The following is a 19,827-nucleotide window of genomic DNA, read 5'->3' on the forward strand; positions in this document are numbered from 1 at the left end:
ATTGTCAAACGACAATTATCGAACCAAGCCAAAGTTGGTTCGCCAAAGGTACACCCAAAAAGGACAGGTGGCGGGACGTGTTCAAAGCAACGACAGTTGGCCACCTTCGGCTTTCGCCGAAGACGTATGGAGGAACATGCACAAGCAGGAAGTACACGATGAGAGAAGACGAACGCATTTCGGCCGTTAAGGAACTCCTCTTTGACTACGTGAAGAGCCCGTCCCTGCGCCACATCCGAGACCCATATTCGGTGATCAGATTGGCGCATGAGATCGTTAGGCGGGTTGATCGGGGCAACTCGATCTGGAGGAAGTGGGATGGGCAACGCGAGGTCCTGCTTAAGTCCGCGGTGGGTTGTTGGATACCCATCGAGGCCCTGCGTGATTTCATCAATGAAATGCCTGGGCCACAGGTTACGGCGACAGACGTCGGACAACGCTTGAAGGCGTTTGAGGAGGAGGAATACTTCTCATATCCCAAAGAGGAGCTTCAACAGGGCTGTCTCGCGCTTTACGAGAAGGAAAAGGCAGATGGTACCGAGCTTCCAGCTATCATCGGCCTACTTAGGGACCACGTAGAACGGGAAGATGAGCGCCATCGGACGGAGCAGCTGGAAAACTATCAGAAATGGCGTGAAGAACACCGAATAGCTCGCGAACAGCGGCTCCTGTCAGGCGCTGACTGCAAGTGGACGCAGCTGCAAAAATCCCCCCATTGGTACTGCCGCGCCAACGGCAGGACATATCGTCTTTCGCCAACCAATGACAAGATGTGGAAACTTTATCGCGTCAATTCGGTCTCGGAGGACGACGTGGAAGCTTTGATCGGGAAGTATCAACGGCGCGGCGACGCAACGAAAGTGGTTTCGAAAATGGCCTACCAGCCGGAGCCAAAGTGGTAACTTGGGCGAAAACGGCAAATTTCGGAAGCGCAATGACAACTTTGGGTCGATTGAAATTGTGACTTGCGGCTGACAAGTCGCGACAAGAGCAGAAGATTGTGACATTTTGGGCGCCGTTCAATCTGTGGTGTTAATACACCCTGCTCTGCCGAATTCTCATTCCGGATCAAACAACAATGACGACACACCTTTCTGCGCGGCTTACTTGGCATGACTCGGGTTGGAATGGCCGCGTCTGCCGGGCACCCAATCTAAATGCCGCATGCATGGAGCACGACCACGTCCGGGAGCGGCGCGACCTTGACATCGAAAAGCCCAATGCGGATTGCGCACTGTCCCTTCTGAAAGCGACCACCGGATATCTGCCGCCGTGTTCGCGCGATACTAATGCCTTCGGCGGTGAGAGATATGTCATTCGGCATGATGATCCGTTGCCGGGACGCAGCTTGCCGTCTGTTGAGGAGGAAGTGCCGCCGTACTCGCTTTGCCCGACGCCATACCGCTGGATGCTGGAAAACAGCTTTCGCGACATCTGCGAGGACGAGAACCTCCTGATCCGCGGCCCCTCCTCGCCAACCCCAGGGACGTGGGTGAAGGAAGACGACCGGCAGCGTGCGTTGCTCGAACGCTTCTGGGGCAAGCTCAACAGCGGTGCCAGTCTCGTCTTCCTCTACTGCAACCGCGGGAACGCTGTCGATGACGAGGCGAACAGGCTGATGGTAGGCGTTTCGCGCATCGGGGAAGTCGGCGATCCCATCTATTTCGGGCCAAATCCCAAGACGCCCGGCCGGTTCCCCGTTTGGTCTCGTAGGATCACCCAGTGCTGGCCAGAGGAAGGGGTGCGCATCCCTTACCAAGAATACATCGCGGCAGGACTCGACGTGGAACAAATCATATGCCGGCCACCGCGTGACCTATCACTGCCTTTCTCCTACGTCGCCGAGCATGTAAGCGACGGCCAAGCGGTATCTGCGCTACTCGCCATCATCACCGTAGTCGAGAAGCTTCGAGCCGATCAAACTATCGGACGCGGTGTGAGCGGTGACTGGGCCGGCGCGCTCGAATGGCTGAACAGCGCACTCGACGAAGTTTGGGCGGGCCGCGGCGCATATCCTGGAATTGGGGCACTGTTGCGCCACCTCGGCTACGAGCGTGGCGTAGCCTACCACGCGAGCGTATTGCGCGAGTTGGAGCAGCGCGGCACGGACCCATGGCAGCATCTCAAGAGCATTTTAGAAGGCTACGCCACGCCAGAATCGGACCACGCCGAAGGCCTTCAGCTCGCCGCTGCCGAATGGCAGAAGCAGAAACCTTCTCGACAGTTGCTCGATTTGCTCGTGCGCTTCGAGCTCACGGGCGACCAATTCTCCGGCGTCGCAAATGGTACCGCTCGGAAGGAACGCGGGATCGAGGCAAGCAACGAAGCCATCATTGAAAATCCCTATCGTCTTTACGAGCAGGACTACGGAACAGATGCCAGCGCTCCCATCGGGCTTGATGTGATCGACCAGGGTATGCGGCCGGAAGGGGAAGCCGCCCGCTTTCGCACCGAGGCCCCGATTGCGCGTAACGACCAGCGACGGGTGCGCGCGGTGATGCGGGCGGTACTGCGCGACGCCGCGGATGCCGGGGATTCGACTCTTCCCTTCGAAACCCTCATCGCGCGCAGCGCGGCCTATTTTCCTGAGCCCAGGCGCTGCGCACCCGACCAGGCCGTGGTTTGGGACTCCGATGACCGAAAATATTATGAGCAGATCATATGGTTTAAGGCGGTCGAGGCCCCGGACACCTGGCGCCGCGACGACGCCCCTCCGGAGACCAAGCCAAGCGTCTCGGACGAGCTCTCCGAGATGGAGGAGGACCTCGGTGCCGCTGAGGTGGAACGGGACGCCGCGCCTGAAGTCCGCGTGGCAGCCCTCAAGAGCGTGCGCCGTTGCGAACTGGAGATCGCGGAGATCGTCAAGAAACAAGTCGGGCCGCTCGCCAGCCTCCCTGAGGCCAGCCCCGAGTGGAAACTTATCCTCACAAAGTCGGTAGACAAGGGCGGTTTCGGTGAGCCGGTCACTGAACGCGAAACCGAAGCCCTATCGGAGAAGGTCGCCGCCCTGGAAACCTTATATCGCAATCGGCTAAGTGTGCTCACCGGCGGTGCAGGCACGGGGAAGACCTCTGTCTTAAAAGCGTTCTTGCGGACGCTCCGCGAAATCGAGGGACCTCGCGCCACGTTGCTCGCGGCCCCGACTGGTAAGGCCCGCGTGCGCCTTCAGACCGCGTCGGGGCGTCAAGCATCCACAATTCACCAAGTGTTGTGGGACGTTGAAATGCTAGGCGCGAACTACCGCATTCTCGACAAACCGAAGAAAGGTTTGTTATCTTATTCGACCGTGGTCATCGACGAGAGTTCGATGCCCTCCGTCGAACTCCTCGCCGCCTTGTTTCGCGCTATCAAGTCGGGCGCCATCACTCGCCTTATTTTTGTCGGCGACGCCTTTCAGCTGCCGCCCATCGGCCCGGGACGCCCGTTTCTCGACATCATACGCTGGCTAAGGCGGGAGCGCCCGCACTGCATCGCCGAACTCAAGACGTGCATGCGCGTCCGCCGCGTCGATGGCGAGGAAGTCGTCAGTCCCGGCCTTCAGCTGGCCGACGGATATCGTGACGAGAGCGGGCCGGGTGACGACGAGATCATCGCACGTGCGGCTCGCAGCGGGACGCTCGGCGACCTTACTCTGGTAACGTGGAACGACCACGAAGACTTGATCGCGAAGATCGATGACGCCCTTCGCATGATCGGCATCGCTCCCGGCAATGCGACTGCATTCGACCGCTCTCTGGGGATTACGGATAAGAAATGGGAGCAAGCGGAGGCCTGGCAGATTCTCACGCCGACGCGCATACACGCGTTTGGGGCTGCAGAGATCAACCGGGTCGTCCAAGAGCGCTACCGCAGTCACGAGATCGCCATAGCAACAGATCCGCACAGCGTATGGCCGAACCCGATGGGCGAGCAGGGCATCGTCATCCACGATAAGGTCATGCAGATTGTGAACCGGCAAAAGTGGTTGCCAAAAGAAGCCGACGGCATGCGCTTCGTCGCCAATGGCGAGATCGGCCTAGTGACCCAGGCCTGGAAAAAGAAGGGCACCGATCCAGCCGATAAAGCCGTCGTCGTGTTCTCGACCCAGCCTAAGGCCGAGTATCGCTACCTGAAGGGCGAGGTGAAGGAGTGCCTCGAACTCGCCTATGCGCTTACGGTCCACAAGGCGCAAGGCAGCGACTTTGGCGTAACAATCGTCATCCTTCCGCGCAAGGCAGCGACCCTATCCCGCGAGTTGCTGTACACGGCGCTCACGCGATTTCGCGAGCGGGTGATTGTGCTCGTCGAAAGAGACACAGCCATCCTCGATCAACTGCGCAATCCCGCGTATTCGGAAACGGCCCGACGCAGCACATTCATGTTCGACCTTCTGATCGGCGATACGGCGGGCGATTTGCGACTACCCGAACGGTACCGGCCGGAAGGACTTATCCACCGCGCTGAAGACGGAACGCCGATGCGCTCGAAGAGCGAGGTGATAGTATACGAGGTCTTGAAGGGCTTAGGGTTGGAGCCGCTTTACGAACAGCGGCTGTACGCTCCCGGGAGCGAAACCGACTACTGTCTACCAGATTTCACTATCCAATACGCGGGACACACCTGGTTTTGGGAACATCTCGGCATGCTAGACCGGCGCAAGTACCGCGAAGACTGGGAGCGTAAACAGGCCTGGTACGCACGGTGGGGCTATGCCGACATGGTTCTCACATCACGTGACCATCCCGGCGCGCAGGGAGGTATGCTCTACGCGGACGAAATTCGCTCGCTGGCTTCGGCCCGGATTATCAGTGGGCATCCGACTTCAACCGCGTAGTGGCGACGCATCAGCGAGACCGGTCTTCCCAATGTCCGGTTTTGGGTTGGCGGCTCTAGCAGGAATGTCAACCGAGGGGTCAAAAGCTGCCATTGTCGCTATCCCGCCCTGAACCAGTCTTTATTGGCTCACTTCAGCTTCGACTGGAACGTCGAGCCAGGATGGTCGGCGGCTAAGATTTTGAACAGATCGGCGCCTGCCTAACGCTTCCGCTTAGTAGGTTGAGGATTGGCTCTTATCTTCTGAACAGCCAATAGCGCCGCAGCCAGTGACATCTCGCTAGAGGTCGCAGTGCTGGTTGCCATCCCTGCTCGAAGCGGAGTCACCGGCGCTCGCGTCCCATCGAACGAAGCAGGCGGCCTTTTCGGCCGGACGCGGCATAGTTCTCTCATTCGAACGATCGCCGCCAAGGTCGTATACTCCTTGTTGGCGATGATCTCCGTGACAAGACGACCGGCGTCACGCTCTTTTCGCAGACCTTTGACACCCATCGAGCCATCTGGAAACGCGATCCTAGCAGCAAGGTCAAGCCGGATCGGGGCTTCGACGTCGTAGTCGGAAAAGATCTTTGGCTCACACTCTCTGGCCCCGGTCACGTTTCCCTCGTTCTATGTTGCGGCTCGATAACAAAAATGGGCGCACGTTCTACGCTTGACCGAATAGCGTGCCGTTCAGGAAAGCTCGCTCAATCTCCGGATCGACCACCGATCGATATCTACAATTGCGATGTCGATGGTCTCGACCAAGTCCGGCTCGGCCTCCTCGTTGACCAGGAACTGTCGGACCTTGATCAGTTGCCACTTGTGCCATACTGCGTCCTCGATTTCATCCAGTTGATCCAGTCGAAATGAACTACCGATTTTCAATGTTTGATCCTTTCCATGGGACTGGCGCACAGAATTTTGATACCGCATTCACACTTGCGTTGTGCTCGTTGAGACGCGTCGCAGTCGTCTGCGTGTGGCCGGAGAAAAATGGCAATTAAAACTAGTTTTGGTGCACAGATATTTTCAAAAAACCGAAGCCAAAAAACTAGCTAAAACCGCGCCTTACGTGGTCCGTGCAGCCAAAACGAGATGCTCGCATTTCAGGTGGAAACTCCAATAAGTCGGCGAGTCGAAATATGCGACCACTTTGGGACGATCCGGGCTTTCGTCCGCGCCCCCAAGGAGCCCGAACAGACGACACAGACAAACGCTGCAAAATTTTTTTGTCAGCTTTCCAGATGTGGTCGGCGGGGCCACCCGTTCGGTATCGGTTTAAGCGACGCTCGGAAGCGCTCCATGCGCTTGGCATGTCGTTCCAATTCCTCCGGTGTTCGCTTGATCTTCGGGCTGGCGTTCTCTTCGCGCTGCTGCCGCTGTCGATGGGCTCGGTTCTGTGCCTCGCGATAAGGTGCCATTGCCTTGTCACACTGAAGCCGAAGCTCTGCTGGCGAAGGAAGGAAGCCGCTACCGAGGACGCCTTGCAAGACGTTCCTGACAGCTATCGCAAGCCCGTACGCCGTCACTCCGTCGAGTGCAATTTGAAACGCGGCTCCGATGTCATCGGGTGTAGTCGTGGCCCTCGACCGCATCGAACTCAAAAGGGCCATTGCCTGGAGAACTTCGATCTCTGTTACTGGCCTCCACACGTCGGACGGTATTTCCAGTACTGTAGTGCTCATGCTGTTGCGCCTCCAATTCGCGCAGTCGGTGGGAAGCCCAATCACCGACAGTTTGAAGTTTTGCTGCAGGGAGTGAAGTTCTGCCCGTTGGCACGGACGCGACGTTAGCGGGACGATCATCCCAACGCTCTTGATTGAGCCAGGTCGTCGGATTGCACCAAGCCCGGTCTATCGGCTTCGAATTGATGTAGCTTCGAAGTCCCAAGACTAGAGTTTCAGCATCGACCTTTTTGCGCGCGGCTATGAAACTCTTCAATGCAGCAGGTTTGCCAATTTTGTTCGGGTAGAGGGCCCACCATTCACCGAACTCAAGCTCGAGCGCCTGCCCCTTCGCGGCATTGGAAGATGCGACAGCATCTTCCCTGTTCTCTCTTATTGTTTCCTCTTTTAGCATTGCGCCCGCATTGCTGTTGCGATCCTGGTGCATCGTTTGACCATTGATTTCGCTGCGCTTTTCCCACCGACGGTTAGCTGCGTTCGCTTTTGTGGACGCCACTTCGTTGCGGAACTTGAATTCCTCCTCGACCAGAGCACTCCAAAGTCCATCATGGGTGCGAATGACTACGCCCTCTTCAATCAGCTGATCGAGGCTTGAGGCGAAGAGTTTTCGTGACATTTGGCATTGTCTCGACAACCGTTCGGTATTTTCTGGCAACGGCTCGCCTCGTTGAAACATGAGGAGGGTTAGCTTCAAATAAGTGGCCGTCTCACTTGTGCTCATTCTGTCAACGATGTCTTTCCATTTTCCAACGAAGCATCGGAAATACGGCATTTGGGCGGAGTTCAACTACACCACCGCCGTAAGCGTTAACCGCAGCCCGAGTTTGTTAGCGATTGGCGCGACGGGCACGACAATCTTGCGGCCGATGCGGATCGTTGGAATGTCGCCGCGCTTCGCGGCCTCGTACGAGCCGTTCCGACCCAACCCGTAGAAGACTGCCCCCGCATCCGGGACGGAGAGCGTCGGGCGAGAAAGTGCGTCGTTTAGTGTCATCGTATCCTCGATAGGGTCGTTTTTGTGCCTGTTGTGCCGATTTTGTACCCCAAAATTTCGATTCGCACAATCAATCTTGTGCTTCTTGTGCCGATTTTGTATCGTCACCCGGTGTGCACAGGAGGCCTGATGACAAAGAAGCCCAGAGAGAACCGCATCCCGATAATGATGGCGGATGAAGAACTGAGCGCGATAGACGACTGGCGCTTCGCGAACCGGATTGCCACACGATCCGATGCGGTACGTCGGCTCGTCCAGATCGCACTAACGTTTGATCGAGAGGCCGGAGCGCTGCTTTCCCTGGCAGAAGGGACTTCGACGAGAACGCGAGAGTTGGTCGGGCATTTCATGAACGCCCCGCGAGAGTTATCTGAAACGGACAGCGCCGCGGTGCTGGATTTCATGACCTCGTCGCTGGGAGCAACAAGAGATGTACTAGAAAGCCAGTCGGAGCTCTCCTACCGCATTAGCTCTTTGGGAGCCCACGGCCTCTCCCTCAAGGCAAGGGAACGAGAGACTGGCGAGGCGATTAAACTTTCGCATGAGGTTCAGAATTTTCTTGAGAGACAAGGCCGGAAGTTCAAGGAGCGGGTTGAGGAAAGAAACGAGGGCAAAAAACAATGAAGGGCATCTTTCACGGACGATATCGAAAATCCATTTGAGGACTGAAATGGCTAAGGTTCGAAAGCGCACCCTCCCCTCCGGCGAAGTCCGCTGGCTTGCCGACTATTTCGACGCGGGCGGTAATCGTCGCGCCAAGCAGTTCGATAAACGCAAGGACGCCGACGCCTATCTCGTAAAGGTACGGCGCGACCTGCAACTCGGTGTCCATGTTGCCGACAGCGCCTCGATCACGATCAGAGAGGCATCTAAGCTCTGGCTGGAAAGATGCGACGCCGAAGGCCTCGAGCGTTCCACGCGCATCGCCTACGCCCAGCACGTCAACCTTCATATCGTGCCCCTAATTGGAGCGAGAAAGCTTTCACAGTTCAATACTCCGCACGTCCATGCGTTCGCCGACGAGCTGGCCAAAGATCGATCGCCGGCCATGGTCAAGCGCATCGTGCGTTCGCTCGGCTCAATCTTCGTTGAAGCGAGACGACGCGGCTTGGCGGCAACTAATCCGGTGTCGGATGCTAAGGTTAAGACGAACGACCGCCGGAAGTCGAAACGGCCAGAGATCCCGACGAAGGCTGAATTGCGCATCATTCTAGAAGGTGCCCAGGGCAAGCATCGCGCTCTGATCGTCACAGCGCTGTTCAGTGGCCTCCGTGCCTCCGAGTTGCGGGGCCTCAGATGGAACGCCGTCGACCTGAAGCGCGGCTTTCTCAAGGTTAAAGGGCGGGTAGACGCATGGGGTGATTTCGGCTTGCCGAAGACATCGGCTGGCGAGCGTGACGTGCCTTTGGCGCCGATGGCAATCAACGCCCTGAAGCAACAGCGCCTCTCCGTCGCGAATGGTCCCGATGGCTTGGTCTTCCCGTCCGAGGAAGGAACGCCGCTCGATCACCACAACATTCTAGCGCGCGTCTGGACGCCCCTGCTCGTCGGTGCAGGCATCTTCAGCCTTCACCCGACTAGACGCGACTCCGACGGCGCGCCGCTCAAAATTGCCAAGTATAATTTTCATGCTTTGCGTCATGCGGCAGCGAGCCTTCTGATCGAACAGAAGCTCTCGCCAAAGCGAGTTCAGACGATCATGGGACATAGCTCGATCACAGTGACGTTCGATACATATGGCCATCTTTTCGAAGACGACGCTGCCGACAAGACGGCTGTTGCAGAGATCGAGGCCCGACTGCTTTCATAATGTCTACTGCAACACTAATGCAACACAAGGCGAATTTTCATAGCAAAAACAACGGATAAATCTGTCTCTGACTCCGTTAGTCCTGGTTCGAATCCAGGTTCCCCAGCCAAACTGGACTCCCTGTCGATAAAACTGCCTGCTGTGCACCCATAGCTGCACCCGCCACGACCGTTTCCGCAAGTAGATCAAACGGTTGCCTAAAGACGGCGTGAACTTCGCCTTTGTCCCATTTGCAGTTCGACAGCACCAGATTCAGGAGTCGATTTTTCTCGTGCGCAGGCTGTTTCGCAAACAGTCGGCTGGCGTCGCGTGCCAGTTCCAACAGCCGGATGCCGTCCTCCATGTACGATTCCTCGGCGCTACCATGACGCTCTATCTCGCGAAGCAGCCGCGTCTGTTCGGTCCGCCACTGGGCTGACATTCGATCGTAGAAGGCATTGTCGATGCGGCCATCGAGCTTGTCGAGATACATGGCATGCAGCCGATCCTCGAGCCGCTTGTATTCGACCTGACATCGATGGATGGCTTGTTCATGCTCGCGGCGCTCGTCGGCATGGCTGGCCAAGAGGCCTGCCGTTACCCATTCCAGTATCTCTCCGTCGAAATGCAAACGGTCAAGCAGGTTGGCGAATGTCTGGTCGAGCACCTCCTCGCGGACATATTTGCGTCGGCAATCACCGTATCCGCCCCGACCTTTGTTGATATGCCCCGTGCAGTGATAATAGACGTATTTGCTCTTCTTGATCTCGGCCACGATGGCGCAGCCGCATTCGGTGCAGGTCATCAGGCCGGTGAAGGCGAACTCTTTTCCTATCGGGTGGGTCGGTACCGCATTGCGGCCTGTCAGAACGCCCTGTACGCGCTCCCATAGTTCGATCGATACGAGAGGTTCGTGCTTGCCCTGGTGCAATTTGCCGTTCCACTGGAACAGTCCGGTATAGAGGCGGTTGCGCAGGATCATATGCACGGTGCTGACCGGAACCGGGTTGCCGCTCTTGGGATAAATCAGCCCCTCGCCATGGGCTGCCTTAGCCAAGGCCTTGAGCGAATACCGGCCGGTTGCGTAACGCTCGAACAGCTGTGTGACGACTGGAGCCAGTTCAGGATGCGGCTCAATAACCTTTCTGCTATCCTTCCCAGTGGTGTTGATATAGCCCAGCGGAGCCTTTGTCGGCCATATGCCCTGCTCCGCCTTCTCCATCTGCCCCTTGCGGGCTTCTTCTGACAGGTTGTCGATATAGTTCTTGGCCATCAAGACCTTGATGCCGTGCATAAACTTTTCCGACGAGCGTGAGTCGCGCGAAAGTATCACGCCCTCCTTCGCAAGGTGGATTTCGACATCCAACTCGTCGAGCGTGACCCAGTCTTTCAGATTTCGATAAAGCCGGTCTGTCTTCTCCACCAAGACAATCCGGATGCCGGGATGCTTGCGCAGATATTTGACCATTTCCGTGAAGTTGGTCCGGCCGGTGGTCTTGGCCGTCTCAACGTCCACAAACTCCTGCGCAATATCGAACCGCTGTTGTTGGGCATAATCGCGCAACAGCTTGCATTGAGCCGGGATGGAGAAACCTTCCTTGTCCTGCTCCTTGGAGGATACGCGAGCGTAAAGCAGCGCCTTTGTGAGACCTGCGCGCCTTGCGACCTTCATAAGTCGCTGGTTCATCGTAGACGCCTCCTTCCCTCCATGGTCATCGCATCTGCCGACGGACTGAGCCGGCGGAGGGATCCATGAAGCGCCGGCTATTCGCCCCGGTCAATCCGGTCCCATTCGGCGAGGATGCGAAAGAAGCCGCCGAGATTATCGACGATTTGCCGGGCATCTTCCGTTGAGAGGGGCCGCTCCATGCGGGCCTCAAACAAGCGGGCCGTTCGTTCCAGAAATGCTTCGTCAATGGCGCGTTGCCGCGAAAACAGATTGGTCTGGGCGTTGCGTTCAACGCTGCGTTTTGTAACGCGTCGCTTCGCTTTCACCAGTTCCGTCCCGACCACATCTGCATCGGGACAAGATTCGCTGAAATTGCCTCAGCGGCGAATGGCCGTCATGTGCGCTTGCGTATCCTTTTCTACTTTGTATCAGTCCCAGTGGCCGGTTGCTGACCAAAATGAAGGTCCGCCATGCGCTTTTCGAGACCGATCAAATCGGCCGCGATTGCTTGATATCGCCGACAATCCGCCTGAACGATGGATCGATCGGGTCGCTCAAGCGGCACACTCCCGGTGATTTCCTTCAAGTCATGCAGGATCGACTCGATATGTGGCCAGGGAAAATCTGTTGGGTCGTCGATTTCGCGATCTGCGCCCACGATCATCTCTAGCTTGGCGACAACGCCGAGAAGTGAATGTGCGGGCGTATGCGGAAGTCTATCCTGAATCTTCAAAGCCACTGTCGCAGCCTCGACTTCCGCTTGGCAGGCGATCGAGTAACCCACCTTCGCATTCGTCGGCGCCGGACGCACTGCGCCGAGAACGCGCGTTTCCAGGCGTTGCTGAAGTCGGCAGAGAACCTGCGAGACATGCTGCGCCCGCAACCAGTCTCCTAGCAGCGCAAGCGCCGGATCGGCTTCGTCGGAACGAGCAGATTTTTTTGTAGCCTGCTCGCCACCTCCTCCGAGCGTGACGGATGACAAAGTCATGCTATTGTCGGAATCAGCCATGATCCGAGCTCCACAACAGCTTGCACGTGGCCAGGCCGGATCGGTGTTGCATCACCTGTCCGGCCGCCCAATTGAAATCGAGACTACACAAAGTGCAGCATATGATCAATCGAAATCACTATATTATGGTGATTTTATGAATCCGGTGCAGTGTCGTATGGCACGAGCTGCATTGGGCTGGGGCGTTTTAGAGCTTGCTAAGGAAGCCGGAGTCTCAACTCAAACGGTTGTGCGATTCGAACGAGGCGAAACGTTGAAACAGTCCACAATAGTTCAGCTTAAAGCAAAGTTCGAGGCAGCCGGAATAGAGTTCATTGCAGAGAATGGCGGTGGCCCTGGCGTGCGCTTGTCACGCGGTATTGCAAACACCTAGCCGAAGGCGGCGCCTGCGGGCGGCATTGCGGATTATCTGTTCCGATCAATGTCAGCAATGCGCCTCATCTCGGCCATTAAGGCAAAGTTTGTGTCGCCCAGAAGCGGACATCGCTGATAACCATGCAAGTCGTAATCGCGCCAATTCCCACCATCCCGCACCAATATTCTTGTGAAGGATGATCTTGCTTTGAGGGCAACCCACGCTCACCAACACAACGACTTCAACGGTGTTTTGCGGATCAGTTGGTCTTCTGAGGGGTTGCACGCGGACAGCCGTTCACTCCGGCAACCCAGCGAACCGCATGTGTTCGATCCAGCGGTCGAGGCTTCCGGGTGCGGTCCAAATCTTGTTCCACTCCCTGCGTTCTTTACTGATGGATTCACCGGGAGTGTTCTGGAGGAAAACCGCAAGCGCTTCCTTTGCCTCTCGCTTGTTTCCCAGACAAGCGAGGATCCCCGCAAGCATTCGGTGCGCGCCGCTCGGGATTCTGGACATTTTCCGCATCGCCGCCAGCGCGGCCCCGCAATCGTTCTTTTCCCAGAGCGCCCAGCCCATCTGCCAGTTGAAGTCGTCTGGGTAGAAAGGATCGATGCCCATGGCCTGCTTGATCCGATCGATCGCTTCGTCTGTACGGCCAACATAGAGTAGCAGATCCGTGCTGCGGACCAGGATATCCGAGTTGCTGGGATTCAGGGCGATTGCCTGATCGTACCGGGCAAGGGCCTGCTCGACCTCGCCGGCTTCGGTGTGGATGCTGGCGCGGATATTATGCGCTTCAGCGTCATCGGGAGCGAGCAGGATGGCCTTGTCGGCGTATTCGGCGGCGCGCTTCAACGCCTCGTCACGGTTAGCTTCCCGCTCGTGCCAGCCGAAGATCGCATCGTTGCGATAAGACCAGGCCAGCCCGATATAGCCGAACTGCGTGTTCGGATCCTCTTCGATCGCCTTGAGGTTCAGCTGCCGAAACAGCTCGTTCCTCGCGGCCGAGAAATCCTCTCTGATCTCGGCAACCCCCATCAGGTGATAGTGGAGCGCGCTGACCTTGGCGGCACCGCTCTGTGGCAAGGGGCGCTCGATCCTGCGCCCGACCCGTTCCGCAAGCGTGCGGATGATTTCCTCCTGGACGACGAAAAGATCGCCGATCTCGCGGTTGTAGGTGTTGGCCCAGACATGCGATCCGTCATGCGCATTCAGCAACTGGGCGGTCACTTTCAGCCGGTCTCCCACCTTCTGCTGGCTGCCCTCAAGCAGGTAGTCGACCCCGAGTTCATCTCCGATCTGTCTGGTGTCGGTCGGCTTGTCGCGGTACCTGAAACTCGAGTTCCGGGCGATGACAGCATAAGTCTTGCTTCGTGCCAGGTCGGTGATGATCCCCTCGGCAACGGCATCGCTGAGATATCCCTTATCCGCTCCGGTACTGAAGTCATCGAAGGAGAGGATTGCAATCCGGGGCATGTCGCCCGAACGAACCGGAGCGGCTCGCCATACTTCCGCGCCATAATATGCGCCGATCGCTGCCGCAACGAGAACGAGTGCAGCAAGAATGAAACGGCGGCGCGAGAATCGTGTCTTGGCCCGTTCCGTGCCGGTTGCGGCGTTTGGTTCTGCCGCGCCCGACGGATCGGCATTCAGCCGGTAGCCTCTCTTTGGGACGGTTTCCACGATCACGTGCGCCTCGTCGCCCACGGCGCGGCGAATATCGGCAATGCATTGAGTGAGGCTGTCGTCGGTCACGAACGTATCGACCCAAACCGCCTGCATCATCGCATCCTTGGACACGATCTCGCCCGGTCGCGCCGCGAGCACGGAGAGCACCTCGGCGGACTGGCTGCGAAGATTGACCGCTTCGCCTTCGACGGTTCGGAGTTGTTTGCTTTTCGTCAGGAAGACAAAACCGCGAAACGTGATCGTTTCAGCAGATTTCAGGTCAATTTCAGAAGCCTTTCGGGACATTTCACCCTCATGGCGCGCTCTCTAGCTTAGCCCATTCGGCCGCCCCCTCCAAGGGATACTGGCGGCACTGGATTCGACAAGAGGCTGACATGAAACGGACCAGATTTATCATCGCTCTCGCTCTCCTTTTGATAGCGCAAACGACTGCAAAAGCGGACCCCCAAATCGTGAATGCAACCGCGCATGTTATTTCTCTTACATTTGTAAATGGTGGTATTGAAGAACGGAGAGAACAGAAACAGTTCGATACATACGCCCTCTGTCTCGCATGGAAACATCAGATGGAATTCCTTCCGCCGGATCCGCCTGCTTTTATTTCTTTCGTATATTGTGCACAAACAGAGACGAAGCTCGCATCATCCTGAGTACGAATAACTGAGGTGACGTGAATGTTTGGTACGAGTTAAGGCGGCGCCGATACTCTCACCGACTTGAAGGCCGCTTTGAAGATCCGATGCCCGAAACTGCCGGTCCGCTTCCGGCCCCAAAGACGACGTGGCAGCAACGCGCTCATTGCAGCCGTCAAGTTCCCCTCCGCCGCTTCCAAAAGCAGACATCACAAGCGAACGCTCTGATCGTGGTCGGACCCGAGCCAATCCGACGGGCAAGCCAAACCCAACGGTTATGCGTCACGCCGTCCGGACCCAGATTGATTCACTCGGTCATCACGTTTGGGGCCGGACGGGTGGCGGTTCCAGCAGGCGGCCTAAGGGGCAAAGTCTGACCGCTGTCGACCTCAGCCGGGACAGGTGCCGTTTGCAGGGACTTCAGGAAGGAAGAAGCTTCGCCGCTCGCAAGGGGTCAGTTCGCGAGGGACCGTACGCCGGGCGTATTCAATAAGCTCCTTGGGCGTCTCGAAGACGCGAACGATGCTGACCCTTTGTTCGCCGGAAACAATCGCGACATGGGTGCCGTCGGCGCTGAAAGCTGCGCGTGTAAAGCCCGGTCGAAAGGTTGCTTCGTCCTGGCTGCCAAGGACAGCAATCTGGCGCCCCGATTGCGCCGCCCATAATCGGACCGTTCGATCTTCGGTCGACGCGGTCACGACATACAAGCCATTGGGGCTGAATTCGGCGCTGTCCAGCGCGCCGCTGTGGCCCCTGAGAACCTTTTGCAGATCGCCTGAGACGCTCCAGATCCGGGCGGTCCCATCGCGTGAAGCAGTCAGCAACGACTGACTGTCGGGACTGAAGGCGACCACCGTCACCGCGCCGGTATGTCCCTCCAGCGTTCTGACGCTTGTCCCCTCGGTGGTCGACCAAATTCGGGCCGTGTGGTCGAGTGAGCCCGTGGCGACGAGTTGACCGTGAGGGTTGAAGGCCCCTGCCGTGATGCGATTCTGATGCCCGACAAGAGCACGTAGTTCGACTCCGCTCGTCGTCATAAGGTGTCCCACATTGTCTTCCCTGGCCGAGAGGATCAGACGTCCGTCAGGGCTAAGAATGGCTTGCGGCAGATTGCTGCTAGTATTGATGGCGGCCAGCTCGGTGCCGGTCGTGGCGTCCCACAGTTGCGCGGTGCCGTTGATCCATGCGCAAACAAGCGATTTGCCATCGCGACCAAACTGGATCTTGATCAGTCCGGCATCTGATCGGAACTGGGCGGTCTCGTGTCCCGTGGCCACGTCAAAAATTCGGACCACGCCCTCAAGAGATGCCGTGGCGACGCGCCTCCCATCTGGGCTGAACGAGGCGCTTTGAATGATCTCATGCGTGTCGAGGCGGATTATCTCGCGCCCGCTCACGACATCCCACAGGTGCGCCGCGCTGTCACCGCCGCCGGTCAGCAGGTGGACGTTGTCGGGACTGAAAACCGCGAAAGTCGGCCGATATTCATGTGAGAGCGAGGTCGTCAGGGCGCCGTCGACATCCCAAAGCCGAGCGGTGCCATCGTGTGAAGCAGTGAGTAGAATGTTGCTGTCGACCGGGCTGAATTCCAAATGCTCGACCAAGGATTCGTGACCGGCGATCATCGTCACCAACGAGGCGCGTTCAGCGTCCCAGATGCGGATCGGCCCATTGATCGAGGTCGTCGCAAGGAAGCGGTCGTCCTTGGTGAAAGCACCGTTCATCTCCACATCGCGTTCATCTGTATCGATCTCAGGCTTCAGCCCCGAAACCTCTTGGCCGAGCACTTCATCCAGCGTTCCCAACGTTCCATCCCAAATCCGGGCAGTGCCATCGAGGGATACCGTGGCGATCCGCTGACCCCCGTGGCTGAAAATCACGCCGTTCAATTGTGTGTCGCTGTTGCTGCCGGCCAACTTTGCGATCTCCGTTCCTTTCGACAAATCGAAAAGGCTGGAAGTGTCGCGGTGTGAATGCCAACCCCACGGGCCGGCCACCATCCGGCTTCCGTCCGGGCTGAACGCCAGGGTATAGGGCCAGGAGGTCACTCGGATCGACTTCGTCAGCGCGCCGTCTGCGGTATTCCAGATCGAAACAAAATGCTTGCCCGCCGTCGCGAAGCTGCGGCCGTCTGAACTGAAAGCAGCACGGGTATATGCGTCGCTGCTTACACCCAAGACTTTCTTTCCGGTGCGCGCATCCCAGAGCGTTGCATCGCTGCTCTCCCCCGCCGTCAGCACCCGGGTGCCATCCGGGCTGAAGATTGCCGTCGGGTAATTGCCTAGCGGCCGCAGGATGTAGAGCTGCTCTCCCGAGACGGCGTCCCAAAGACGTGCAGTGCCGTCCCTCGCGGCCGTCAGGATACGGGTCCCATCGGGGCTGAATTCGGCCCTCTCCACGGCCCCATCATGACCTTTTAGAATTGCAGTTTCGGTACCGGTGGCGATGTCCCAGACGGCTGCGGTTTTGTCGTAGGATGCGGTGACAACACGATCACCTGTAGGATTGAAAGCCGCATGCGCCACACTGGCGCCAGGGCGGAGGATTTTGATCTGCCGGTGCGCCAGCAGAGCCTTGTAGAGGGCTGCTTCCGCCTCGAAGAGATATGGCCGCTCGGGTTGCTCTTTCGACGGCAGCGCCTCAAGCGCCAACCGGATCGCTGCCTCGGTGTTGCCTGCCGCGGCGGACCGCTCCGAAAGGAACGAGAGCGAAAGGAACTGATTGCGCAGCACCTGATCGCGTTGGCCCCTTGCTTCCTCCCGCGCCTTGAGGGCGACCAATGCGCCTGCACCCGCCATAAGAGCGAGCATTATTGCCACGACAGCGGCGTTCCGTGTCCGTCGGGCAAGCCGGTTTGCTGCGGCAGCCGCGAGGCTCCGGCGCTCGGCCTCCCGCTCCAGGCGCTCGCGTTTTGCCTCTTCGGCGGCCGCGACCAGTGCTAGCTCTGCGTGACGGTCCTTCTCCTCCTTCTGCCGATGGGCACGCAAAGACTCCTCGATGTATTCAAGGACGGCTTCGTCGACCTCCTCCCGCCTTGAAAGCATCAACTCTTCGCCCTCCGCCAGACGTTTGCCGGACGGAAGGAGAAGCTCTCGATTCCTGCTTTCCAGGTGCCATCGGTGGGCGTCAGCCCTCAGGCGTTCGCGCGTCGCGAGGAAGTTGCGGTTTGCATTCACAATGTCACTGGCGCGCGGCCAACGGCTCAACAGGGCCTCATGTGCAAGACGAACGAAGACATGCCCTGCGGCGTCCTCGTCGCTGACGAGGAGCCGGGCCTCGATTAATGCCCTGACGAGGGCCGATCGCGCGGGAGTGCCCGCGACTTCGGTGTACAGCGCTGCACGTGCCGTGACTGTTTCATCGCCCAGGTTCGCCGTGGTGAGGGCGCGCAGCACCGCGGGCAAGGCCTCCTGGATCCCGGGCGCCAGCAAGTCCAGGACTTCGTCGGCGCGACGCGCGATTGCGCCTTCGAGCCCGCCGAGCGCACGATAGTGCGCAAAGGTGAGAACGCGTCGGTCGCCACTGGCTTGGTACAACGCGTCGAGGACAAACTCGAGAAGCGGCAATGATCCGGGGTCCGCAGTTGCTGCCGCCTGCAGCACGTCATCGAGCCGCCCCAACTCGGCACTCTCCTCGAAGCGGAGCCCGGCCACGACCGCAGGTTCGCGGATCATCTGCGCGATCTCTGGGCCGGTTGGTGGCAGAAGTTCGTAGCTGGCGAGGCCGTCCTTGAGCGCCGAGAAACCCGGGACATCGCCGCAGCGGTGAAAGAAATCCGAACGGATCGCCGCTATCACCCAGACCAGTCCGCTCGCGGCCAGCACCGCCATGAACCGCACAAGGGCCTCGCGCGTCGCCGGCTGCTTCTCCGTCGTGAACAGCTCCTCCAGTTGATCTATGACAACAAGCAGTCTGATCTGCGAGCGGGCCGGCCCAGCGGCCTTGCGAAGTGCCTGTCGGACCATCGCCAAGGCTCGATCCGGCGTGTCCCTGCAGAGTCGAGCGAAATCCGCGGCTGTTGCTTCTGAGGACAGCTCCGGCACAGCAGCGTCGTGAAGCAGCGCCGCAGCCAACACAGCGAATGCATCCGGTCCTTCGGAGAGGCGGATCAGGCACCGGCGCCACAAGGATATGCCTGCCACGGCTCCAGGTCGCGTCAATGACGGCAGCAGGCCAGCGCGCAGGAGGGAAGACTTGCCACAACCGCTCATTCCGTAGATGAGCAGGAATGCCGTGCCGTTTGCTGCCTGCTGCTCCAGTCTGGCGGTGCAGGCGGCAATCGCCCGCGCCCGGCCGAAGAATAGATCGGCATCTTCGAATTCGAAGGCATCGAGACCGTGAAATGGCGATCTGACCGGTTCCTCGGACGCAAGACATACGCGGTAGATGCGCAAGGCACGGGCGACATCCTTCAGTTTGTGCTCGCCGAGATCGATGAATTCCAGCGAGAGGCGGTCCTGAGCCTGGGCGCGGACCGCTTCCGTGATGCAAATTCCGCCGGGGCGTGACAAGGTTTGAAGATGAGCTGCGACCTCGACGGCCTCGCCCCTGCGGTGGTCGCCCTCGGCGACGACGTAACCGAGGTCAACGCCGATGCGGAAGCGCAGCCGCTTTGTCTCGGGAATGTCGCAGTTCCGCCTGTCGACCTCATGCTGGATCTCGTTCGCACACCGCAACGCCTCGACAGGGCCAGCAAACTCCGCAAGGACTGTCTCTTCGACGCTCGCGAAGACACGACCGGCATGTTTTATCAGCAGCCGATCAAGGACCTGCCTGTACGCCGGGGTAGGTGCAGCAATGCTCCGCTCATCCTTGCCTGCGGGCCGGACTTCGGCGGCCAATTCTGCCGCCAGAACTGTAATCAATCTTGGTCCGGCATTTGAGGGAAGGACCAACCTGTAACCGCGCCTCGGCACTGTCTGCACGACGGCCTGGCGACTGTCGTTGAGCGCCGCACGGATCTCGTGAATGCATTGGACCAGGCTGTCATCGGTGACGGCTAGCCCATTCCAGACCGCCTTCATCAGCTCGTCCTTGGTGATGACGCGATCAGCGTTCTCCAGAAGGTGACGAAGCACCGCGAAGGTCTGGTGGCGAACTGCGATTGTCCTGTTGAACTGGTCGCGCAAGGTCTCCCTGCTCACGTCGGCGGTCACGCCGTTGAGCACGAACGTCGTGGGCGGCGAGCTGTTCAAGCCGGTTCCCCTCAAG

14 protein-coding genes are annotated in these 19,827 nt (G+C 58.6%); 6 read left to right on the forward strand and 8 right to left on the reverse strand.

What is annotated here, in order from left to right:
• Nucleotides 1-158: 158 nt before the first annotated feature.
• Together FJ418_RS28750 and FJ418_RS28755 are read left to right on the forward strand one after the other, a co-directional pair.
• Nucleotides 159-902 (forward strand): hypothetical protein, encoded by a 744-nt coding sequence (locus tag FJ418_RS28750; protein ID WP_140871501.1) that lies wholly within the window; start codon nt 159-161, stop codon nt 900-902.
• Nucleotides 903-1,168: 266 nt separating this feature from the next.
• Nucleotides 1,169-4,813, forward strand: a complete 3,645-nt coding sequence (locus FJ418_RS28755) for an AAA family ATPase (protein ID WP_181167130.1) — start codon at nt 1,169-1,171, stop codon at nt 4,811-4,813.
• A 671-nt stretch (nt 4,814-5,484) separates the two neighbouring features.
• Here FJ418_RS28755 and FJ418_RS28760 read toward each other — a convergent pair.
• The 3 genes from FJ418_RS28760 to FJ418_RS28770 all read right to left on the reverse strand — a co-directional run bounded on the left by FJ418_RS28760 (nt 5,485) and on the right by FJ418_RS28770 (nt 7,473).
• Nucleotides 5,485-5,679 (reverse strand): hypothetical protein, encoded by a 195-nt coding sequence (locus FJ418_RS28760; protein WP_140871506.1) that lies wholly within the window; start codon nt 5,677-5,679, stop codon nt 5,485-5,487.
• 678 nt (nt 5,680-6,357) lie between these two features.
• Nucleotides 6,358-7,251, reverse strand: coding sequence for a DUF1376 domain-containing protein (locus FJ418_RS28765; RefSeq protein ID WP_281407592.1), 894 nt, complete (start codon nt 7,249-7,251; stop codon nt 6,358-6,360).
• Between the two features lie 15 nt (nt 7,252-7,266).
• Nucleotides 7,267-7,473, reverse strand: a complete 207-nt coding sequence (locus FJ418_RS28770; protein WP_140871512.1) for a helix-turn-helix domain-containing protein — start codon at nt 7,471-7,473, stop codon at nt 7,267-7,269.
• Nucleotides 7,474-7,602: 129 nt separating this feature from the next.
• Between FJ418_RS28770 and FJ418_RS28775 the strand changes: the two genes are divergently transcribed.
• Nucleotides 7,603-8,097 carry a hypothetical protein gene (locus tag FJ418_RS28775; RefSeq protein WP_140871515.1) on the forward strand — a complete coding sequence of 165 codons (495 nt, stop codon included), beginning with the start codon at nt 7,603-7,605 and terminating at the stop codon, nt 8,095-8,097.
• A gap of 46 nt (nt 8,098-8,143) precedes the next feature.
• Complete coding sequence (locus FJ418_RS28780) at nt 8,144-9,283, forward strand: site-specific integrase (protein ID WP_181167131.1); 1,140 nt, start codon at nt 8,144-8,146, stop codon at nt 9,281-9,283.
• A 76-nt stretch (nt 9,284-9,359) separates the two neighbouring features.
• Here FJ418_RS28780 and FJ418_RS28785 read toward each other — a convergent pair whose 3' ends face one another.
• The 3 genes from FJ418_RS28785 to FJ418_RS28795 all read right to left on the reverse strand — a co-directional run bounded on the left by FJ418_RS28785 (nt 9,360) and on the right by FJ418_RS28795 (nt 11,940).
• Entirely contained in the window at nt 9,360-10,949 is a 1,590-nt protein-coding gene (locus FJ418_RS28785) for a recombinase family protein (protein WP_140871521.1), read from the reverse strand.
• Nucleotides 10,950-11,026: 77 nt separating this feature from the next.
• On the reverse strand, nt 11,027-11,257 hold the full coding sequence (locus FJ418_RS28790; protein WP_129468801.1) for a hypothetical protein: 231 nt from the start codon (nt 11,255-11,257) through the stop codon (nt 11,027-11,029).
• A 92-nt stretch (nt 11,258-11,349) separates the two neighbouring features.
• A complete protein-coding gene (locus tag FJ418_RS28795; protein WP_140871524.1) occupies nt 11,350-11,940 on the reverse strand; it encodes a hypothetical protein in 591 nt (196 codons plus the stop codon).
• 136 nt (nt 11,941-12,076) lie between these two features.
• Here FJ418_RS28795 and FJ418_RS28800 point away from each other — a divergent pair, with 136 nt between their 5' ends.
• Entirely contained in the window at nt 12,077-12,313 is a 237-nt protein-coding gene (locus FJ418_RS28800; RefSeq protein WP_210243170.1) for a helix-turn-helix transcriptional regulator, read from the forward strand.
• Nucleotides 12,314-12,592: 279 nt separating this feature from the next.
• Here FJ418_RS28800 and FJ418_RS28805 read toward each other — a convergent pair whose 3' ends face one another.
• Nucleotides 12,593-14,269, reverse strand: coding sequence for a winged helix-turn-helix domain-containing protein (locus tag FJ418_RS28805; RefSeq protein WP_140871526.1), 1,677 nt, complete (start codon nt 14,267-14,269; stop codon nt 12,593-12,595).
• 89 nt (nt 14,270-14,358) lie between these two features.
• Between FJ418_RS28805 and FJ418_RS28810 the strand changes: the two genes are divergently transcribed.
• Nucleotides 14,359-14,634 (forward strand): hypothetical protein, encoded by a 276-nt coding sequence (locus FJ418_RS28810; protein ID WP_140871529.1) that lies wholly within the window; start codon nt 14,359-14,361, stop codon nt 14,632-14,634.
• Nucleotides 14,635-15,005: 371 nt separating this feature from the next.
• On the opposite strand, the gene FJ418_RS28815 is transcribed toward FJ418_RS28810, so the two are convergent.
• Nucleotides 15,006-19,811, reverse strand: coding sequence for a winged helix-turn-helix domain-containing protein (locus tag FJ418_RS28815; protein WP_181167132.1), 4,806 nt, complete (start codon nt 19,809-19,811; stop codon nt 15,006-15,008).
• Nucleotides 19,812-19,827: the final 16 nt, after the last annotated feature.

The organism is Mesorhizobium sp. B2-8-3, from assembly GCF_006440815.1.
Lineage (GTDB): Bacteria > Pseudomonadota > Alphaproteobacteria > Rhizobiales > Rhizobiaceae > Mesorhizobium.

What these genes read in the sequence shown, in the direction of transcription:
- FJ418_RS28750 (WP_140871501.1), top strand. Translation starts at nt 159, where the DNA reads ATGAGAGAAGACGAACGCATTTCGGCCGTTAAGGAACTCCTCTTTGAC.
- FJ418_RS28755 (WP_181167130.1), top strand. Translation starts at nt 1,169, where the DNA reads ATGGAGCACGACCACGTCCGGGAGCGGCGCGACCTTGACATCGAAAAG.
- FJ418_RS28765 (WP_281407592.1), bottom strand. Translation starts at nt 7,251, where the DNA reads ATGCCGTATTTCCGATGCTTCGTTGGAAAATGGAAAGACATCGTTGAC.
- FJ418_RS28770 (WP_140871512.1), bottom strand. Translation starts at nt 7,473, where the DNA reads ATGACACTAAACGACGCACTTTCTCGCCCGACGCTCTCCGTCCCGGAT.
- FJ418_RS28775 (WP_140871515.1), top strand. Translation starts at nt 7,603, where the DNA reads ATGACAAAGAAGCCCAGAGAGAACCGCATCCCGATAATGATGGCGGAT.
- FJ418_RS28780 (WP_181167131.1), top strand. Translation starts at nt 8,144, where the DNA reads ATGGCTAAGGTTCGAAAGCGCACCCTCCCCTCCGGCGAAGTCCGCTGG.
- FJ418_RS28785 (WP_140871521.1), bottom strand. Translation starts at nt 10,949, where the DNA reads ATGAACCAGCGACTTATGAAGGTCGCAAGGCGCGCAGGTCTCACAAAG.
- FJ418_RS28795 (WP_140871524.1), bottom strand. Translation starts at nt 11,940, where the DNA reads ATGGCTGATTCCGACAATAGCATGACTTTGTCATCCGTCACGCTCGGA.
- FJ418_RS28800 (WP_210243170.1), top strand. Translation starts at nt 12,077, where the DNA reads ATGAATCCGGTGCAGTGTCGTATGGCACGAGCTGCATTGGGCTGGGGC.
- FJ418_RS28805 (WP_140871526.1), bottom strand. Translation starts at nt 14,269, where the DNA reads ATGTCCCGAAAGGCTTCTGAAATTGACCTGAAATCTGCTGAAACGATC.
- FJ418_RS28810 (WP_140871529.1), top strand. Translation starts at nt 14,359, where the DNA reads ATGAAACGGACCAGATTTATCATCGCTCTCGCTCTCCTTTTGATAGCG.